Origin of the sequence: Streptomyces sp. NL15-2K (genome assembly GCF_030551255.1) — a bacterium.
Classification (GTDB): Bacteria; Actinomycetota; Actinomycetes; order Streptomycetales; family Streptomycetaceae; genus Streptomyces.
Genome location: NZ_CP130630.1, coordinates 3,073,141 through 3,091,102, shown reverse-complemented (window position 1 = coordinate 3,091,102; position 17,962 = coordinate 3,073,141). Strand labels below are relative to the sequence as shown.

Sequence of the window (17,962 nt, the reverse complement as noted above, 5' to 3'; positions counted from 1 at the left end):
CACCCGAGCGGAAACCCGCCTCGGGGTGAACGGGGCCGGCAACAGGGCTACGGCAGCGCCAGCATCCGCTCCAGCGCCAGCTTCGCGAACGCCTCCGTCTCCTTGTCGACCTCGATGCGGTTGACCAGGTTGCCCTCGGCCAGGGACTCCAGGGCCCAGACCAGGTGGGGGAGGTCGATGCGGTTCATCGTCGAGCAGAAGCAGACCGTCTTGTCGAGGAAGACGATCTCCTTGCCCTCGGGCGCGAAACGGTTCGCCAGGCGGCGGACCAGGTTCAGCTCCGTGCCGATGGCCCACTTGGAACCGGCCGGCGCGGCTTCCAGCGCCTTGATGATGTACTCGGTCGAGCCGACGTAGTCCGCCGCCGCCACGACCTCGTTCTTGCACTCGGGGTGGACGAGGACGTTCACGCCGGGGATGCGCTCGCGCACGTCGTTCACCGAGTCGAGGCTGAAGCGGCCGTGCACCGAGCAGTGACCCCGCCACAGGATCATCTTCGCGGCGCGCAGCTGCTCCGCGGTCAGGCCGCCGTTCGGCTTGTGCGGGTTGTAGACCACGCAGTCGTCCAGGGACATGCCCATGTCGCGGACCGCGGTGTTGCGGCCCAGGTGCTGGTCGGGCAGGAACAGGACCTTTGTCGTCGAGGGCTCCCCCTGCTGGAAGGCCCACTCCAGGGCCCGCTTCGCGTTCGAGGAGGTGCAGATCGTGCCGCCGTGCTTGCCCGTGAACGCCTTGATGTCCGCGGAGGAGTTCATGTACGAGACAGGCACGACCTGCTCGGCTATGCCGGCCTCGGTCAGCACGTCCCAGCACTCGGCGACCTGCTCGGCCGTCGCCATGTCGGCCATGGAGCAGCCGGCCGCCAGGTCGGGCAGCACGACCTTCTGGTCGTCGGACGTCAGGATGTCCGCGGACTCCGCCATGAAGTGCACACCGCAGAACACGATGTACTCGGCCTCCGGGCGCGCGGCCGCGTCCCGGGCCAGCTTGAACGAGTCACCCGTGACGTCGGCGAACTGGATGACCTCGTCGCGCTGGTAGTGGTGGCCGAGCACGAACACCTTGTCGCCGAGCTTCTCCTTGGCCGCGCGGGCGCGCTCGACCAGGTCGGGGTCGGACGGCGAGGGCAGGTCGCCGGGACACTCGACACCGCGCTCGCTCTTCGGGTCGGCCTCACGGCCGAGGAGCAGCAGGGCAAGAGGAGTCGGCTGTACGTCGAGCTCCGGGGTCTGGGCGGTGGTCACGACACGCACCCTTTCTACTTTTCGTCGAACTGACGCTATCTATCATAAACGCTTCACGTCACTTTGACGACGGTCATAGCGTCGATGTGACGGGAATCCCGGAGGCGGGAAGAAGGTCGCTGTTCGCTTCAGCGCCTGTGTGCGAGCATGAAGGAACAGGCGAAAAGAACAAGTGCCGCCCGGAATGAATCCGCGGCCCCGTCGGTTGCAACCGTCGGCAAGCAGTCTCCGTACAACCCGGGAGAGATGTAGATGTCCGTATCGGACGAGACCAGCACCGTCACCGACGGCATCATCCTGTCCGACGCCGCCGCGGCGAAGGTCAAGGCCCTGCTCGACCAGGAAGGCCGTGACGACCTGGCCCTGCGTGTCGCCGTCCAGCCCGGTGGCTGCTCCGGCCTGCGCTACCAGCTCTTCTTCGACGAGCGTTCCCTCGACGGCGACGTCGTCAAGGACTTCGGCGGTGTGAAGGTCGTCACCGACCGCATGAGCGCCCCGTACCTGGGCGGTGCGTCGATCGACTTCGTCGACACCATCGAGAAGCAGGGCTTCACGATCGACAACCCGAACGCGACGGGCTCCTGCGCCTGCGGCGACTCCTTCAGCTGAGCCCAGCCGGCACCGCGCGAACGTAAAGGCGGCGGCCCCCTCCGACAGGGCCGCCGCCTTCGCGCGTGTCCGGGGCTCCAGGGGGTGTTTTGAAAGTCCCGCACAGCACCCACGGCGCCCGGCACGCACCCTCGCCGCACCGGCCAAAGGCCCAATTAGCTCCTCCCCCACTCTCGGCTTCGCTCGAGCGGGGGGACCCCCATCGAGGGCCTTCGTCCGGCACGCCGAGGGCACGCACCGAACACCGCGGGCACCGCACGGGACTTTCAAAACACCCCCTAGTGGTTACCGCGCCCCGGACTTCTCCGGCAGCCGCGCCCCCGGCTTCTCCAGCGGGATCGCCTTGCCGTCCGAACCCACGACCTTGCGATCGCCGAGCGGCTCGTCCAGCTGCACGGTCTGGTGATGCACCTTGGCGATCAGGATGCAGACCTTGTCCGGCCACGGGGTCTCGGTCACCTCGACCGTCACCTTGTCCCCGCTCTCGCTCGCCGTCGCCTTGTAGTCGGCGCACACCCCGCCCGTGAAGGCCACGGTCAGCTCCCGGCCCTCGGCCGTGTAGCCGTCCACCTGGACATCCCGCGGGGCCGGCGCCGCGGTCGGCTCGTCACCGGGCGCGGAGGGCCGCGGGCTGGGCTGCCCGGACGGCTCCCCGGAGGTTATGTACTTCGGGTCGACCGCCGGATACGTCACCGTGAAGCCGTCCTTCGCGCCGGCCGCCCGCGCCTCGAACAGCCAGGACGGCACGAGCGCCGGTCGCCCCTCCACGACGTGCGAGGCCAGCCCGAACACGGCCTTGTCGACCGTGATCGTCTCCCTCTTCGCGGCGGTGCCGGAGGATTCGCAGGAGGCTTCCATCCGGTCCTTGTGCGGTACGGGGGTGGCGCAGCCGCCGATGCCCATACGGTGGCTGGTCCCGGGCGCCGCGTTCATCAGGGCCAGCGTCTTCTCCGCGCTCAGGACGGGGTACGTGTCCCCCTTCGCCGGCGCCTGCAACTGGCCGCTGCCGCCCACGACCTTGCCCTGCGCGTTGACGGAGACGCCGGTCGTCCAGCCGTAGGTCGGCATCCCGTCGACGACGGGATCGGTGTTCACCATCCGCTGGGAGCCCATGACCTGGCTCGCGACCACCTTCGCGTCGTCCTGACCCAACGCCTTCAGGACCGGCGCGGCCGCCTTCTTCGCGGCCGCCTCGCTCACCGGGGAGGCGGCGTCGTCGGTGCCCGGTGTGTAGTGGTGGAAGGTCCAGGTGCCAGGCGCCTGCTGGTTCACCTGCAGGGTGGGCCCCGAGCCGTCCTTCGCCCCGACCCTCCATGCCTGCCCCTGCGCCACCGGGGCCCCGTCGACCCCGAGCGCCTCGGCCAGCTCGGCCACCTCTTCCTTGTCGACCGCGCCCTGAGCCCGGTACACGGGCGCGGAGCCGGGGCCGTCCGGGAGCGTGCCGTCGGCGCGGTAGGTGACGCCGTACGGGTTGGGTTCGCCGGGTGCGATGCCGTTGTCCGTGCCGCCGCTCTCGGAGTAGCCCTCGAGGGCGAGCGGCGGGGGAGTGTCGTCGCCGGACGCCCCGGACGTCGTACGCCCGCCGGAGTCCCCGGAGGCCGTCGCGGCGAGGTACGCCCCACCGCCCCCGACGAGCAGCACGGCGGCGGCGACGGAGGCGACGACGGCGGGGGAACGGCGCCGGGCGGAGCGGACGCCGTCGGCCTTATGGGCCTCGTCGTCCCGGCGGACCTCGTTGTCGGGGGCGTCGGCGGGTTCGTCGTCGGCACCGGCGTCGGCGGGGAGGCCGGCGGGTTCGGCACCGGCACTGGCACCGGCATCGGTTTCGGCACCGGCTTCGGCAGGGGCGGGAGCGGTGGGCCTCTCGTCGGCGTCGGTGTCGGCGTCGGCGGCGACCTCGGTCTCGGCGGCATCGGAAGCGGCTGCGGATTCCTCAGCGTCCCCGGCTTCGGCGGAGCCGCTCGCTACGTCGCCCTCTACGTCACCGGAAGCCTCGCCGCCGCCCTCCCCGGCACCCGCAGCCTCACCCGCAGTCTCAACCGAGGCGGCACCCTGCTCCTCCGGGACGCCCCGCTCCTCCGAGACACCCTTCTTCTCAGCGGCGCCCCGCGCCTCGGCGGAGCCGCCGGCAACCCGCTCCTCGGCGGAGCCGGTGTCGTCGTTGTCGGGTCGCTCGGTGTTCACCGCATCGCTCCTTCGGCTGTGCATCTGTCCCATGACCCTGACCCGGCCCTGTCAAAGCGGCCGGTCCGGCGGGTCGTATCCCGCATCCCCTTTACGGGGGACGCCGATGGGACGCAGCGGGGGAGCGCACGGTTCCCTGAACAGCGCCGCCTCAGTCTCCGTACTCCCACATGGCGTCCAGCAGCCGCGCCGAGGCGGGCGGCACGGTCACGCCGTGGATGAGTGACGGGGAGACCGGAAGGGCAGTGATCCGGTCGGGAACCGCCCAGTGGGGAGCCATCCGGGCGCAGTCGCCGCGCAGCGACGCCAGGTCGCCTTCCAGATCGGCCGGAGAGGGAGCATGGAGCTCGAGGTTCGTCATAACGGCACCGTAGGCTCGGTCAGGCATGCGAAGTAAGATCTACTATCGGGTAGTTTAGGCGGCTTCAGAGCCTCGCGCAGACCCGATAGCGTGAACTGTCAACGCCGTCTCCCCTCAGGAGAGTCAACGCCGTGCGCATCGCAGTCACCGGCTCCATCGCCTCCGACCACCTCATGACCTTCCCTGGCCGCTTCGCCGACCAGTTCGTCGCGGACCAGTTGCACACGGTCTCGCTCTCCTTCCTGGTAGACCAGCTCGACGTACGCCGAGGCGGCGTCGGCGCCAACATCGCCTTCGGTATGGGGCAGCTGGGCACCCGGCCGATCCTGGTCGGCGCCGCGGGCTTCGACTTCGACGAGTACCGTGCCTGGCTGGACCGGAACGGCGTCGACACCGACTCGGTGCGCATCTCCGAGACGCTGCACACCGCCCGCTTCGTGTGCACCACCGACGCCGACCACAACCAGATCGGCTCCTTCTACACCGGCGCCATGAGCGAGGCCCGCCAGATCGAGCTGAAGACCGTCGCCGACCGCGTCGGCGGCCTCGACCTGGTCCTGATCGGCGCCGACGACCCGGAGGCGATGCTCCGCCACACCGAGGAGTGCCGCACCCGCTCCATCCCCTTCGCCGCCGACTTCTCCCAGCAGATCGCCCGCATGGAGGGTGAAGAGATCCGGATCCTGCTGGACGGCGCGACGTACCTCTTCTCGAACGAGTACGAGAAGGGCCTCATCGAGTCCAAGACGGGCTGGACCGACGCCGAGATCCTCGCCAAGGTCGGCCACCGCGTGACCACCCTCGGCGCGCAGGGCGTGCGCATCGAACAGGATGGCGCGGAGCCGATCGTCGTCGGCACGCCGGAGGAGGAGCGCAAGGTCGAGCCCACCGGCGTCGGCGACGCCTTCCGGGCCGGCTTCCTCTCCGGCCTCGCCTGGGGCGTCCCCCTGGAGCGCGCCGCCCAGGTCGGCTGCATGCTCGCCACGCTCGTCATCGAGACGGTCGGCACCCAGGAGTACCAGCTGCGCCGCACCCACTTCATGGAGCGCTTCACCAAGGCGTACGGCCACGAGGCCGCCTCCGAGGTCCAGACGCACCTGGGCTGACTCGACGCACCCGGACTCAGGAGAGCCGGCGGACCACGTAGGCCGAACCCCGGTCCGCCGGCTCCTCACCCACGTACTCCTGCCCCCGCATCTCGCACCACGCCGGGATGTCCAGCCGCGCCGCCTCGTCGTCCGACAGCACCCGGACCGTGCCGCCCACCGGCACGTCCCCGATGACCTTCGCCAGCTCGATCACCGGAATCGGGCAGCGCTTGCCGAGGGAGTCCACGACCAGGGCATCCTCCTGTACGACCGCCTCCGCGACCGGCGCCCCCAGCTTCTCCCGCACACCCGCCACCGCCATCGGCAGCACCTCCAGGAACCGCTCGACGTCCTCCTGCGCGGTCCCCGGCGGCAGCGACACCCGCACGTTCCCCTCGCTCAGCACGCCCATCGCCTTCAGCACATGGCTGGGCGTCAGCGTGCTGCTCGTACAGGACGATCCGGACGACACGGAGAAACCGGCACGGTCCAGCTCGTGCAGCAGTGTCTCCCCGTCGACATAGAGACAGGAGAAGGTGACGATGCCCGGCAGGCGCCGCTCTGCCTCCCCGACCACCTCCACGTCCGGCACCAGCCCGGGCACCCGCGCCCGGATCCGCTCCGTCAGCTCCCGCAGCCGTACCGCCTCTTGCGCCGCCTCGGCCCGCACCGCCCGCAGCGAAGCCGCCGCCGCCACGATCGCCGGAATGTTCTCGAACCCGGCCGCCCGCCCCGACTCGCGCTCGTCCGCGGGCCCTTGAGGCGCGAACCGCACGCCCTTGCGCACCACGAGCAGCCCGACCCCCGAGGGCCCGCCCCACTTGTGGGCACTCGCCGTGAGCAGCGACCAGCCGTCCTCCACCCGCCCCCACCCGAGCGACTGCGCCGCGTCCACCAGCAACGGCACCCCGGCGGCACGGCACACCTCGGCAACGGTCGCCACCGGCTGCTCGGTCCCCACCTCGTGGTTGGCGGACTGCAGACAGGCCAGCGCGGTGTCCGGACGGAGGGCATTCGCGTACGACGCCGCGGTCACCGCGCCCGTACGGTCCACGGCGACCTGTGTCGCCGTGCCGCCGTCCGCCTCGTGCGCGTCGGCCGAATGGAGCACCGAAGAATGTTCGACGGCCGACACGATCAGGTGGCGCCCGACACGCCGACGCCCCGCCAGCGCCCCCGCGATCCCCGCCTGCACCGCCCGCGTCCCGGACGACGTGAACACCAACTCGTCAGCCCGGCACCCCACAGCCTCGGCCATGGCTTCCCGCGCCGCGTCCAGCAACATCCGAGCGCGCCGCCCCTCGCGATACAGCCGCGCGGGGTCGGCCCACCCCTCGTCGAGCGAGGCCATCAGAGCCTGCCGGGCAACGGGATGAAGAGGAGCGCTGGAAGCAGCATCGAAGTAGGCCACACAGCAACGCTAAAACGCCGGCAAGGGAAGTGGGCCCAAGGGGCGCGGGGCTGTGTCGATATGCGGCTCCGCCGCGTGGGCGCGAGAAACCACAACGCACCCGCAGTCGCCACACAAGCCGCACTTCCCGAGCTACCAGGCGCCCCGAACGACCTTCGGCTGACCGACGGCGCGTTGGGCCCCCCTCCCCGCGAACCCCCGGAGGGCGTCGGCTAGGGTTTGGTCCGCATAAACATCCAAACCCCTGCCCGACGCAGGGCGGCGACCGACCAGCGAGAAGGCCGCAGCCAACAGCGCGGGCGAGACTCTCGGGAAGGCGCTACGTGAGTCCCAACGGCTCCGACCGCTCGCCGCGGCGCCCGATGCGGCGGAAGCTGCTGCAGGCACTGACCGCGGGCCTGGTCCTGGCGACCGCCACCGGTTGCACATACGAGGACTTCCCCCGCCTCGGCATGCCCACCCCGACCACGGAAGAGGCTCCGCGGATCCTCTCCCTGTGGCAGGGCTCCTGGGCTGCCGCGCTCGCCGTCGGCGTGCTGGTGTGGGGCTTGATCTGCTGGAGTGCGATCTTCCACCGGCGCAGCCGCACCAAGGTCGAGGTCCCTCCACAGACCCGGTACAACATGCCCATCGAGGCGCTGTACACGGTGGTCCCGCTCATCATCGTCTCGGTGCTCTTCTACTTCACGGCCCGTGACGAGTCCGAGCTCCTCAGCCTCAAGAAGAAGCCGGACGTGACGGTCAACGTCGTCGGCTTCCAGTGGAGCTGGGGCTTCAACTACGTCACACCCGTCGACGGTTCCACCGGCGACGCGAAGACCGACAAGAACCTGGACGCGATCCCGGACCGGTTCAAGGAGGACTTCCCGGCGAACGCCGGCGGCGTCTACGACGTCGGCACGCCCGGCACGCGGAACCCGCAGACCGGCAACCCCGGCCCGACCCTCTGGCTCCCCAAGGGCAAGACGGTCCGCTTCGTCCTCACCTCGCGGGACGTCATCCACTCCTTCTGGGTGGTGCCGTTCCTGATGAAGCAGGACGTCATCCCGGGCCACACCAACGCCTTCGAGGTGACCCCCAACAAGGAGGGCACCTTCCTGGGCAAGTGCGCCGAGCTGTGCGGCGTCGACCACTCCCGGATGCTGTTCAACGTGAAGGTCGTGTCCCCGGAGCGCTACGAGCAGCACCTCAAGGACCTCGCCAAGAAGGGGCAGACCGGTTACATTCCCGCCGGCATCGCGCAGACGAGCCACGAGAAGAACCGGGAGACGAACAACCTGTGAGCATCCTCAACGAACCCCAGGGTGCCGCGGCAGCAGGGTCCCACTATCAGGACGAGCTGCCGGTCCGGCGCCAGCGTCGCGGTGAAGTCGTCGTCAAGTGGCTGACGACCACCGACCACAAGACGATCGGGACGCTGTACCTGGTCACGTCGTTCGCGTTCTTCGTCATCGGTGGCGTGATGGCGCTGTTCATGCGCGCCGAGCTGGCCCGCCCGGGCCTGCAGATCATGACGAACGAGCAGTTCAACCAGGCGTTCACGATGCACGGCACGATCATGCTGCTGATGTTCGCGACGCCGCTGTTCGCCGGCTTCACGAACTGGATCATGCCGCTGCAGATCGGCGCGCCGGACGTGGCCTTCCCCCGGCTGAACATGTTCGCCTACTGGCTGTACCTGTTCGGCTCGACGATCGCGGTGGGCGGCTTCCTCACCCCGCAGGGCGCGGCCGACTTCGGCTGGTTCGCCTACACCCCGCTGTCCGACGCGATCCGCAGCCCCGGTATCGGCGCCGACATGTGGATCATGGGTCTGGCCTTCTCCGGCTTCGGCACCATCCTCGGCGCGGTCAACTTCATCACCACGATCATCTGCATGCGCGCCCCGGGCATGACCATGTTCCGCATGCCGATCTTCACCTGGAACGTGCTGCTGACCGCCGTCCTGGTCCTGCTCGCCTTCCCCGTCCTGGCGGCGGCGCTGTTCGCGCTGGAGGCGGACCGCAAGTTCGGCGCGCACATCTTCGATCCAGCCAACGGCGGAGCCTTGCTCTGGCAACACCTCTTCTGGTTCTTCGGCCATCCAGAGGTGTACATCATCGCCCTGCCGTTCTTCGGCATCATCAGCGAGGTCATCCCGGTCTTCTCCCGCAAGCCGATGTTCGGCTACATGGGCCTGATCGCGGCGACCATCTCGATCGCGGGTCTGTCCGTGACGGTGTGGGCGCACCACATGTACGTCACCGGCGGTGTGCTGCTGCCGTTCTTCTCCTTCATGACGTTCCTCATCGCCGTGCCGACCGGCGTGAAGTTCTTCAACTGGATCGGCACCATGTGGAAGGGGTCCCTGAGTTTCGAGACCCCGATGCTCTGGGCCACCGGCTTCCTGGTCACCTTCACCTTCGGTGGCCTGACCGGCGTCATCCTGGCCTCGCCCCCGATGGACTTCCACGTCTCCGACTCGTACTTCGTGGTGGCGCACTTCCACTACGTCGTCTTCGGCACCGTCGTCTTCGCGATGTTCTCCGGCTTCCACTTCTGGTGGCCGAAATTCACCGGCAAGATGCTCGACGAACGCCTCGGCAAGATCACCTTCTGGACGCTGTTCATCGGCTTCCACGGCACCTTCCTGGTCCAGCACTGGCTGGGTGCCGAGGGCATGCCGCGCCGTTACGCCGACTACCTCGCGGCCGACGGCTTCACCGCCCTGAACACGATCTCGACGATCAGCTCGTTCGTGCTCGGCCTGTCGCTCCTGCCGTTCTTCTACAACGTGTGGAAGACGGCCAAGTACGGCAAGCCGGTCGGCGTCGACGACCCGTGGGGCTACGGCCGCTCGCTGGAGTGGGCGACCTCCTGCCCGCCGCCGAGGCACAACTTCCTCACCCTGCCGCGGATCCGCAGCGAATCCCCGGCGTTCGACCTGCACCACCCGGAGATCGCCGCTCTCGACCAGCTCGAGAACGTGCCGCACGGTGACAAGGCTCTGGCCGGCAACGGCGGCAAGGAGGCCGGCAAGTGAAGATCCAGGGCAGGATGTTCATCTGGCTGAGCGTCTTCATCCTCGCCATGGCGATCGTCTATGGCGTGTGGTCGAAGGAGCCGGCCGGTACCACGGCGCTCTTCCTGGCCTTCGGCCTGTCCATCATGATCGGCTTCTACCTGGGCTTCACGGCCCGGCGGGTCGACGCGGGTGCGCAGGACAACAAGGAGGCCGATGTCGCGGACGACGCCGGCGAGGTCGGGTTCTTCAGCCCGCACAGCTGGCAGCCGCTCGCCCTCGGGATCGGTGGCGCCTTCGCCTTCCTGTCGGTCGCGATCGGCTGGTGGCTGATGTACTTCTCGGCTCCGCTCCTCCTGATCGGCCTCTGGGGCTGGGTCTTCGAGTACTACCGCGGTGAGAACCGCACCCAGTAACACGAGCTGAGCTCTCCGGAGCCCGGACACTCCGTCAGGAGCGTCCGGGCTCCTGCTTTTGCCGTAACCCCGGTCCCCCGTCCGGGTTACCCAGCGCGCCGTCCTTGACGAGGTTTCCTAGCGTGAAGCCATGAGCCAAGCACCCTCACCCCGCACCGTCGTCGGCTGCACGCTGCTGGTGATCGCCCTGGGCGCGGGCGTCACCGCCTGCGGCTCCGGCGGCAACCCGCTGTCCGCCGAGCCGTACGACGCGGCGGACCAGGTCGCCTTCAGGGGCCCCACCGGCGACGGAAAGAAGGCCGACCCCGACAAGCCCATAGAGGTCACCGCCGAGGACGACGACGGGCGCATCACGGACGTGACGGCCGTGGACGCGTCGGGACGCTACGTGGCGGGCGAACTCTCCGCCGACGGCTCCCGCTGGCACAGCACCTCCCCGCTGGCCGCGGGCGCCCACTACACGGTCCGCGTGAGCACGGAGGACGAGGACGGCGCCCCCGGCCGCCGGATCATGACCTTCGACACCGGCAAGCCCCGCACCAAGAAGCGCCTGGGCGTCACCTTCGGCCCCAAGGCGGGCAAGTACGGCGTCGGCCAGCCCATCACCGCGGAACTCGACCAGCCCGTCAAGGACAAGGCACAGCGGGCCGTCGTCGAGCGCGCCCTGAAGGTCGACTCCACGCCCGCCGTGGAGGGCGGCTGGCACTGGGTGAACGACAAGGAGCTCCACTACCGCCCCAAGGAGTACTGGCCCACCCACGCCACCATCCAGGTCCGCAGCAACCTGGACGGCATCAAGATCGGCGACCGCCTCTGGGGCGGCAAGGCCAAGCCCCTCAGGATCGCCACCGGCGACCGCGTCATCGCCGTCACCGACGCCGCCTCGCACTCGATGACGGTCTACAAGAACGACGAGGTGATCAAGCAGATCCCCGTCACCACCGGAAAGCCCGGCTTCGAGACCCGCAACGGCGTCAAGGTCGTCCTCGGCAAGGAGTACTTCGTACGGATGCGCGGCACCAGCATCGGCATAGCCGAGGGCTCCGCGGAGTCGTACGACCTGCCCGTCTACTACGCCACCCGCGTCACGTGGAGCGGCGAGTACGTGCACGCCGCCCCATGGTCCGTCGGCTCCCAGGGCTCCGCCAACGTCAGCCACGGCTGCACCGGCATGAGCACCGCCAACGCCGCCTGGTTCTTCGAGAACGTCCGCGAGGGCGACGTGGTCAAGGTCGTCAACAGCTACGGCAACACGATGGAACCCTTCGGCAACGGCTTCGGGGACTGGAACCTGGCCTGGAAGAACTGGCGCAACGGCAGCGCACTGGTGGCCGGCAACCCGGAAGGCCCGAATCCGCAGGATGCGGCAAGACTCAGGCCGACGGCAGTCTGAGGTGCCCAGGGGCGATCCGGGCTACTGGGCGCTCAGAGCCTTCCGCTCCCGCAACAAAGAAGCCAAGGCCGCCGCGAACTCCACCGGCTCCACCGGCAGGGTCACCGCCGCCTCGGCCCGACTCCACGTCGCCAACCAGGCATCCTGAGGCCGCCCCATCAGCACCAGCACCGGCGGACAGTTGAACACCTCGTCCTTGATCTGCCGGCACACCCCCATGCCCCCCATCGGCACGGCCTCGCCATCGAGGACACAGACGTCGATCCCGCCCTTGTCCAGCTCCTTGATGACGGCGGCCGGAGTCGCACACTCGACGAACTCCACGACAGGGACGTCCGGAGCGGGCCTGCGCCCGGTCGCGAGCCGGACTTGCTCCCGTGTGTTGGAGTCGTCGCTGTAGACCAGCACGGTGGCGGTCGGCTGCATTGTTCCTCCGATACGCATTGGAAGCTGCCGTCGTATGGACAGGCCCGTTGGGCCGGATGCTACTCCCTTGAACCCCACGTCAACACCGGTACGACCGGGGAAGACACTCCGAACGGCACCCCCCGGAGTGAGGGCGGGATAAGCGACCGACATAATGTCGGTCGTGGCGACAGCAACGACAGAGAAAACCGGGCACGCGCACCCGTCGGTCAACCGGCCGAACCTCACCAGCGTCGGAACCATCATCTGGTTGAGTTCCGAGCTGATGTTCTTCGCGGCCCTCTTCGCGATGTACTTCACCCTGCGATCGGTGACGGGACCCGATCACTGGAAGGAAATGGCGTCCGCCCTGAACTTCCCGTTCTCGGCGACGAACACCACGATCCTGGTGCTCTCCTCCCTCACCTGCCAGCTCGGCGTCTTCGCCGCCGAGCGTGGTGACGTGAAGAAGCTCCGGGGCTGGTTCATCGTCACGTTCATCATGGGCGCGGTCTTCATCGGCGGTCAGATCTACGAGTACACCGAGCTGGTCAAGCACGAGGGCCTCTCGCTCTCGTCGGACCCGTACGGCTCGGTCTTCTACCTGACCACCGGCTTCCACGGCATGCACGTGACGGGCGGCCTGATCGCCTTCCTGCTGGTGCTCGGCCGCACCTACGCGGCCAAGAGGTTCACCCACGAGCAAGCGACCGCCGCGATCGTCGTGTCCTACTACTGGCACTTCGTCGATGTCGTCTGGATCGGCCTCTTCGCGACGATCTACATGATCAAGTAGCCGGGCCCGCTCCTCCACATCCCAGAAGCATCGACGCAGAAGATCCTGACACCGGGGTAATCCGTGAAAAAGCTCTCCGCACGACGACGCCACCCAATGGCGGCGCTCGTCGTCCTACTCCTCGCGCTGGTGTGCACGGGGGCGGTGTACACCGCCGTCGCACCCACCCGTGAGGCGAAGGCCGATGAAACCGCCCAGTCTCTCGCCATCGACGAGGGCAAGAAGCTCTATGCCGTCGGCTGCGCCAGTTGCCACGGCACCGGCGGTCAGGGCACCTCCGACGGTCCCAGTCTCGTGGGCGTGGGCGCCGCGGCCGTCGACTTCCAGGTGGGCACCGGCCGTATGCCGGCCCAGCAGCCTGGCGCGCAGGTCCCGGAGAAGAAGAACATCTACTCGCAGGCCGAGATCGACCAGCTGGCCGCGTACGTCGCCTCGCTGGGCGCCGGTCCGAACGTCCCGACCGAGGCGGAGTACAGCCCCGAGGGCGCGGACATCGCCAAGGGCGGTGACCTGTTCCGCACCAACTGCGCGCAGTGCCACAACTTCACCGGCAAGGGCGGTGCGCTGACCCACGGCAAGTTCGCACCCAGCCTCGAGGGCGTCAGCCCGAAGCACCTCTACGAGGCCATGCAGACCGGCCCGCAGAACATGCCCTCCTTCCCCGACACCACGCTGTCGGAGCAGAACAAGAAGGACATCATCGCGTACCTCGACGCGGTCAACAGCGACGACACCGAGAGCCCCGGTGGCCTGGAACTGGGCGGACTCGGTCCGGTCAGTGAGGGTCTGTTCGGCTGGATCTTCGGTCTCGGCGGGCTGATCGCCGTCGCCGTGTGGGTCGCCGCCCGGACCGCAAAGGCCAAGAAGTCATGAGTAGCCAAGACATTCCAGAAGAGAACCTGCCCGCTGAGCAGGACACCCCACACGGCGCGGTCAGTGTCGCGGACGAGAAGCACCCGTTCGCCGACCCCGGTCTGCCGCCCCACGAGCACCGGATCCAGGACATCGACGAGCGGGCCGCCAAGCGGTCCGAGCGCTCGGTCGCCCTGCTGTTCACGGTGTCGATGCTGGCCACCGTCGGCTTCATCGCCTCGTTTGTGGCGATCCCGCACGACAAGGCGATCTACGTCTTCCCGATCGGCCACATCAACGCGCTGAACTTCGCGCTCGGGCTGACGCTCGGCATCGCGCTGTTCACCATCGGCGCGGGCGCGGTCCACTGGGCCCGCACCCTGATGTCCGATGTCGAGATCGCCGACGAGCGGCACCCGATCGAGGCGTCCACCGAGGTCCGTACGCAGGTCCACGAGGACTTCAAGCAGGGCGCCAAGGAGTCGGTGATCGGCCGCCGCAAGCTGATCCGCCGCACGATGCTCGGCGCGCTCACCCTGGTGCCGCTCTCCGGCGTCGTCCTGCTGCGCGACCTCGGCCCGCTGCCCGAGACCAAGCTCCGCCACACCCTGTGGTCCAAGGGCAAGCTGCTCGTCAACATGAACACCGACGAGCCGCTGCGTCCCTCCGACGTCGCGGTCGGCTCCCTCACCTTCGCCAAGCCCGAGGGCCTGGAGGAGCACGACCACGAGTTCCAGAACGAGATGGCCAAGGCGGCCCTGATGATCGTCCGGATCCAGCCGGACAACATCAAGGACAAGCGCGAGCTCGAGTGGTCGCACGAGGGCATCGTCGCGTACTCGAAGATCTGCACCCATGTCGGTTGCCCGATCTCCCTGTACGAGCAGCAGACGCACCACGTGCTCTGCCCCTGCCACCAGTCCACCTTCGACCTCTCCGACGGTGCCCGGGTGATCTTCGGCCCCGCCGGTCACGCCCTGCCGCAGCTGCGCATCGGCGTGAACGACGAGGGCTACCTCGAGGCGCTCGGCGACTTCGAAGAGCCCGTCGGCCCTGCTTTCTGGGAGCGCGGATGAGCACTACGACCAGCAATGAGTCCCGCTCTCGCGGGAAGGCACCGGCCGGCGAGCGTGTCGCCGACTGGGCCGACGGCCGCCTGGGGATCTACTCCCTGGCCAAGTCCAACATGCGCAAGATCTTCCCGGACCACTGGTCCTTCATGCTGGGTGAGATCTGCCTGTACAGCTTCATCATCATCATCCTCACGGGTGTGTATCTGACGCTGTTCTTCCACCCGTCGATGACCGAGGTGGAGTACCACGGCAGTTACGTCCCGCTGCAGGGCCAGCTGATGTCGGAGGCCTTCGCCTCCACGCTGGACATCAGCTTCGACGTGCGCGGCGGTCTGCTCATCCGGCAGATCCACCACTGGGCGGCGATCATCTTCCTCGCCGGCATGTTCGTGCACATGATGCGCGTGTTCTTCACCGGCGCGTTCCGCAAGCCGCGCGAGATCAACTGGCTCTTCGGCTTCTTGCTGTTCGTCCTGGGCATGTTCACCGGGTTCACCGGCTACTCGCTCCCGGACGACCTGCTCTCCGGCACCGGTGTCCGCTTCACCCAGGGCGCGATCCTGTCCGTCCCGATCGTCGGTACGTACATCTCGATGTTCCTGTTCGGCGGGGAGTTCCCCGGCGACGACTTCGTCGCGCGGTTCTACTCGATCCACATCCTGCTGCTGCCGGGCATCATGCTCGGGTTGGTGGTCGGCCACCTGATCCTGGTCTTCTACCACAAGCACACGCAGTTCGCTGGTCCTGGACGGACCAACAAGAACGTCGTCGGCATGCCGCTGCTGCCCGTCTACATGGCCAAGGCCGGAGGCTTCTTCTTCCTGGTCTTCGGCTTCATCGCCGCCCTGGCCGGCATCGCGTCCGTCAACCCGATCTGGGCCCTGGGCCCGTACCGGTCCGACCAGGTGTCGACCGGCGCCCAGCCCGACTGGTACATGGGCTTCGCCGAGGGACTGGTCCGGGCCATGCCCGGCTGGGAGATCAACATCTGGGGGCACACGCTCGTCCTGGGCGTCCTCATCCCGCTCGTGCTCTTCGGTGTCTTCCTCATGATCATCGCGGTCTATCCGTTCATCGAGTCCTGGATCACCGGGGACAAGCGCGAGCACCACATCCTGGACCGGCCGCGCAACGCCCCGACCCGGACCGCCTTCGGTGTCGCCTGGGTCACCGGGTACATGATCATGCTGATCGGTGGTGGCAACGACATCATCGCCACCCACTTCCATCTCTCGATCAACTCGGTCACCTGGTTCGTCCGTATCGGGTTCTTCGTCGGCCCGGTCCTCGCGTTCATCTTCACCAAGCGGATCTGTCTCGGCCTCCAGCGCCGCGACAAGGAAAAGGTGCTGCACGGCCGCGAGTCGGGCATCATCAAGCGCCTGCCGCACGGTGAGTTCGTCGAGATCCACGAGCCGCTCAGCCAGGACCAGATGCACACGCTCACCGCACACGAGCAGTACAAGCCGGCCGAGATCGGCCCGACGGTCGACGAGAACGGCGTCGAGCGCAAGGTGAAGCGCTCCGAGAAGGTGCGCGCCAAGCTCAGCGACGCGTACTACGGCGAGGAGAGCCAGATTCCCAAGCCCACCGTCGAGGAGTACAGGGAGATCACGAGCGGCCACGGCCACCACTGATCGCTGCGCTCGCCACGCGCGGTTCACAGGGCCCCGTCCGGTCTTCGGACGGGGCCCTTCGCCATGCCCGTCGGCTGGATAGGGTGGACCCGTCGAGACTCGTGTCCCGCTGTACGGGACTGATCCAGGAGCGGCTTATGAGCGCTGTGACCCCCGCTGGAGGCGACACCGCGGCGGGCCGTTCCTGGCCCGAGGTGCTGAGCGCGCTGCTCGGCGGACAGGACCTGAGCGCCGGTGACACGGCCTGGGCGATGGACCGTTTCATGAGCGGCGAGGCCACGGACGCCCAGATCGCGGGCTTCATGGTGGCGTTGCGCGCCAAGGGCGAGACGGTCGAGGAGATCAACGGACTCGTCGAGGCGATGTACGCGCACGCGCAGCCGCTGAGCATCCCGGGGCCGGCCGTCGACATCGTCGGCACGGGCGGCGACCGGGCCAAGACGGTCAACATCTCGACGATGTCCGCCATCGTGATCGCCGGGACCGGGGCGAAGGTCGTCAAGCACGGCAACCGGGCGTCGTCCTCGGCGAGCGGGTCGTCCGACGTGCTGGAGAAGCTCGGCATCAACCTGGACCTGTCGCCCGAACGGGTGGCGCGGGTGGTGGAGGAGGCCGGGATCACCTTCTGCTTCGCGGCCAAGTTCCATCCCTCGATGCGGTTCGTCGGCGCGGTCAGACGGGACCTGGGGATTCCCACCTCGTTCAACCTCCTCGGCCCGCTGACCAACCCCGCCCGGGTCACCGCCTCGGCGATCGGCTGCTTCGACACCCGGATGGCGGGGCTCATGGCCGGCGTACTGGCCGAGCGCGGTTCGTCCGCGCTGGTGTTCCGCGGCGACGACGGCCTCGACGAACTGACGACCACGGCCACCTCCCGGGTGTGGATCGTGCGCGACGGCAAGGTCACCGATGAGGCCTTCGACCCGCGCGACGTCGGCCTCGAACTGGTCCCGGTTCAGGCGCTGCGGGGCGCGGACGCCTCCTACAACGCCGAGGTCGCGCGACGGCTGCTGGACGGCGAGACGGGCCCGGTGCGGGACGCCGTCCTCCTGAACTCGGCGGCGGCGCTGGTGGCGTTGGAGCCGACCGGGGCGCCGCTCGTGGACCAGATCCGCGACGGCATGGAGAAGGCCGTGGAGTCGATCGACTCGGGAGCGGCGAAGCTGACGCTGGAGCGCTGGGTGGCGGCCAGCAACGTGTAGCGCCCCGCGGAGTGATGTCCCGCGATCCGGACACGGGTTGCGGGACCGCGATCACTTCACGTACGTTTTTTTCCAGGTCATGAGTGACAGTCATGAGGCCCCGGCCGACTGTCCGGCAACCCTCCGTCCGTGGCGGGGTGCCCCGGGTGAAGACCAGGCCGTGGACAGCAAGGTCCACGGCAAGCGCGGATCCCTCACGAAGCCAGGGATCCTGGTCGTCGAGGAGTCTTCCGTGAGCAAGCGAATGCGATAGGGCCGCAGAGCCCCGCCTCCGCACACCCTTTTCTCTC

16 protein-coding genes and 1 riboswitch are annotated in these 17,962 nt (G+C 68.4%); of the genes, 11 read left to right on the top strand and 5 right to left on the bottom strand.

Annotated elements, in window-relative coordinates; translation table 11 throughout:
* Positions 1-47: 47 nt before the first annotated feature.
* Entirely contained in the window at positions 48-1,244 is a 1,197-nt protein-coding gene (nadA, locus tag Q4V64_RS13460) for a quinolinate synthase NadA (RefSeq protein WP_124442898.1), read from the bottom strand.
* Between the two features lie 252 nt (positions 1,245-1,496).
* Here nadA and Q4V64_RS13455 point away from each other — a divergent pair, with 252 nt between their 5' ends.
* Complete coding sequence (locus Q4V64_RS13455) at positions 1,497-1,853, top strand: iron-sulfur cluster assembly accessory protein (protein WP_030582488.1); 357 nt, start codon at positions 1,497-1,499, stop codon at positions 1,851-1,853.
* 285 nt (positions 1,854-2,138) lie between these two features.
* On the opposite strand, the gene Q4V64_RS13450 is transcribed toward Q4V64_RS13455, so the two are convergent.
* Together Q4V64_RS13450 and Q4V64_RS13445 are read right to left on the bottom strand one after the other, a co-directional pair.
* On the bottom strand, positions 2,139-4,037 hold the full coding sequence (locus Q4V64_RS13450; protein WP_253267232.1) for a hypothetical protein: 1,899 nt from the start codon (positions 4,035-4,037) through the stop codon (positions 2,139-2,141).
* A gap of 151 nt (positions 4,038-4,188) precedes the next feature.
* Positions 4,189-4,398, bottom strand: a complete 210-nt coding sequence (locus Q4V64_RS13445) for a hypothetical protein (RefSeq protein ID WP_124442899.1) — start codon at positions 4,396-4,398, stop codon at positions 4,189-4,191.
* A 131-nt stretch (positions 4,399-4,529) separates the two neighbouring features.
* Here Q4V64_RS13445 and Q4V64_RS13440 point away from each other — a divergent pair, with 131 nt between their 5' ends.
* Positions 4,530-5,504, top strand: coding sequence for a carbohydrate kinase family protein (locus tag Q4V64_RS13440; RefSeq protein ID WP_124442900.1), 975 nt, complete (start codon positions 4,530-4,532; stop codon positions 5,502-5,504).
* A gap of 16 nt (positions 5,505-5,520) precedes the next feature.
* Here Q4V64_RS13440 and Q4V64_RS13435 read toward each other — a convergent pair whose 3' ends face one another.
* Positions 5,521-6,897: a cysteine desulfurase/sulfurtransferase TusA family protein gene (locus tag Q4V64_RS13435; RefSeq protein WP_124442901.1), complete on the bottom strand. Its 1,377-nt coding sequence runs from the start codon at positions 6,895-6,897 to the stop codon at positions 5,521-5,523.
* Between the two features lie 323 nt (positions 6,898-7,220).
* On the opposite strand from Q4V64_RS13435, the gene coxB reads away from it, so the two are divergent.
* From coxB to Q4V64_RS13415, 4 genes are all read left to right on the top strand, one after another.
* On the top strand, positions 7,221-8,180 hold the full coding sequence (coxB, locus tag Q4V64_RS13430; RefSeq protein WP_124442902.1) for a cytochrome c oxidase subunit II: 960 nt from the start codon (positions 7,221-7,223) through the stop codon (positions 8,178-8,180).
* Positions 8,177-9,919: a cytochrome c oxidase subunit I gene (gene ctaD / locus Q4V64_RS13425; protein ID WP_124442903.1), complete on the top strand. Its 1,743-nt coding sequence runs from the start codon at positions 8,177-8,179 to the stop codon at positions 9,917-9,919. The genes coxB and ctaD overlap by 4 nt, the downstream gene beginning before the upstream one ends.
* The gene (locus Q4V64_RS13420; RefSeq protein ID WP_124442904.1) at positions 9,916-10,314 is read left to right on the top strand and encodes a cytochrome c oxidase subunit 4; all 399 of its coding nucleotides are present in this window, start codon (positions 9,916-9,918) and stop codon (positions 10,312-10,314) included. Before ctaD ends, Q4V64_RS13420 begins: the two co-directional genes overlap by 4 nt.
* A gap of 130 nt (positions 10,315-10,444) precedes the next feature.
* Positions 10,445-11,707: an Ig-like domain-containing protein gene (locus tag Q4V64_RS13415; protein WP_124442905.1), complete on the top strand. Its 1,263-nt coding sequence runs from the start codon at positions 10,445-10,447 to the stop codon at positions 11,705-11,707.
* A gap of 21 nt (positions 11,708-11,728) precedes the next feature.
* Here the strand turns inward: Q4V64_RS13415 and Q4V64_RS13410 are convergent, their stop codons facing one another.
* Positions 11,729-12,133: a response regulator transcription factor gene (locus Q4V64_RS13410; RefSeq protein ID WP_124442906.1), complete on the bottom strand. Its 405-nt coding sequence runs from the start codon at positions 12,131-12,133 to the stop codon at positions 11,729-11,731.
* Positions 12,134-12,287: 154 nt separating this feature from the next.
* On the opposite strand from Q4V64_RS13410, the gene Q4V64_RS13405 reads away from it, so the two are divergent.
* The 5 genes from Q4V64_RS13405 (at position 12,288) to trpD (ending at position 17,672) form a co-directional block, all read left to right on the top strand.
* Positions 12,288-12,908, top strand: coding sequence for a heme-copper oxidase subunit III (locus Q4V64_RS13405; protein WP_124442907.1), 621 nt, complete (start codon positions 12,288-12,290; stop codon positions 12,906-12,908).
* A gap of 63 nt (positions 12,909-12,971) precedes the next feature.
* Complete coding sequence (locus Q4V64_RS13400) at positions 12,972-13,781, top strand: c-type cytochrome (protein ID WP_124442908.1); 810 nt, start codon at positions 12,972-12,974, stop codon at positions 13,779-13,781.
* Positions 13,778-14,836 (top strand): Rieske 2Fe-2S domain-containing protein, encoded by a 1,059-nt coding sequence (locus tag Q4V64_RS13395; protein WP_124442909.1) that lies wholly within the window; start codon positions 13,778-13,780, stop codon positions 14,834-14,836. The genes Q4V64_RS13400 and Q4V64_RS13395 overlap by 4 nt, the downstream gene beginning before the upstream one ends.
* Positions 14,833-16,470: a cytochrome bc complex cytochrome b subunit gene (locus tag Q4V64_RS13390; protein ID WP_124442910.1), complete on the top strand. Its 1,638-nt coding sequence runs from the start codon at positions 14,833-14,835 to the stop codon at positions 16,468-16,470. Before Q4V64_RS13395 ends, Q4V64_RS13390 begins: the two co-directional genes overlap by 4 nt.
* A 137-nt stretch (positions 16,471-16,607) precedes the next feature.
* Positions 16,608-17,672 (top strand): anthranilate phosphoribosyltransferase, encoded by a 1,065-nt coding sequence (gene trpD, locus Q4V64_RS13385; RefSeq protein WP_124442911.1) that lies wholly within the window; start codon positions 16,608-16,610, stop codon positions 17,670-17,672.
* 75 nt (positions 17,673-17,747) lie between these two features.
* A riboswitch (SAM riboswitch) is annotated at positions 17,748-17,864 on the top strand.
* Positions 17,865-17,962: the final 98 nt, after the last annotated feature.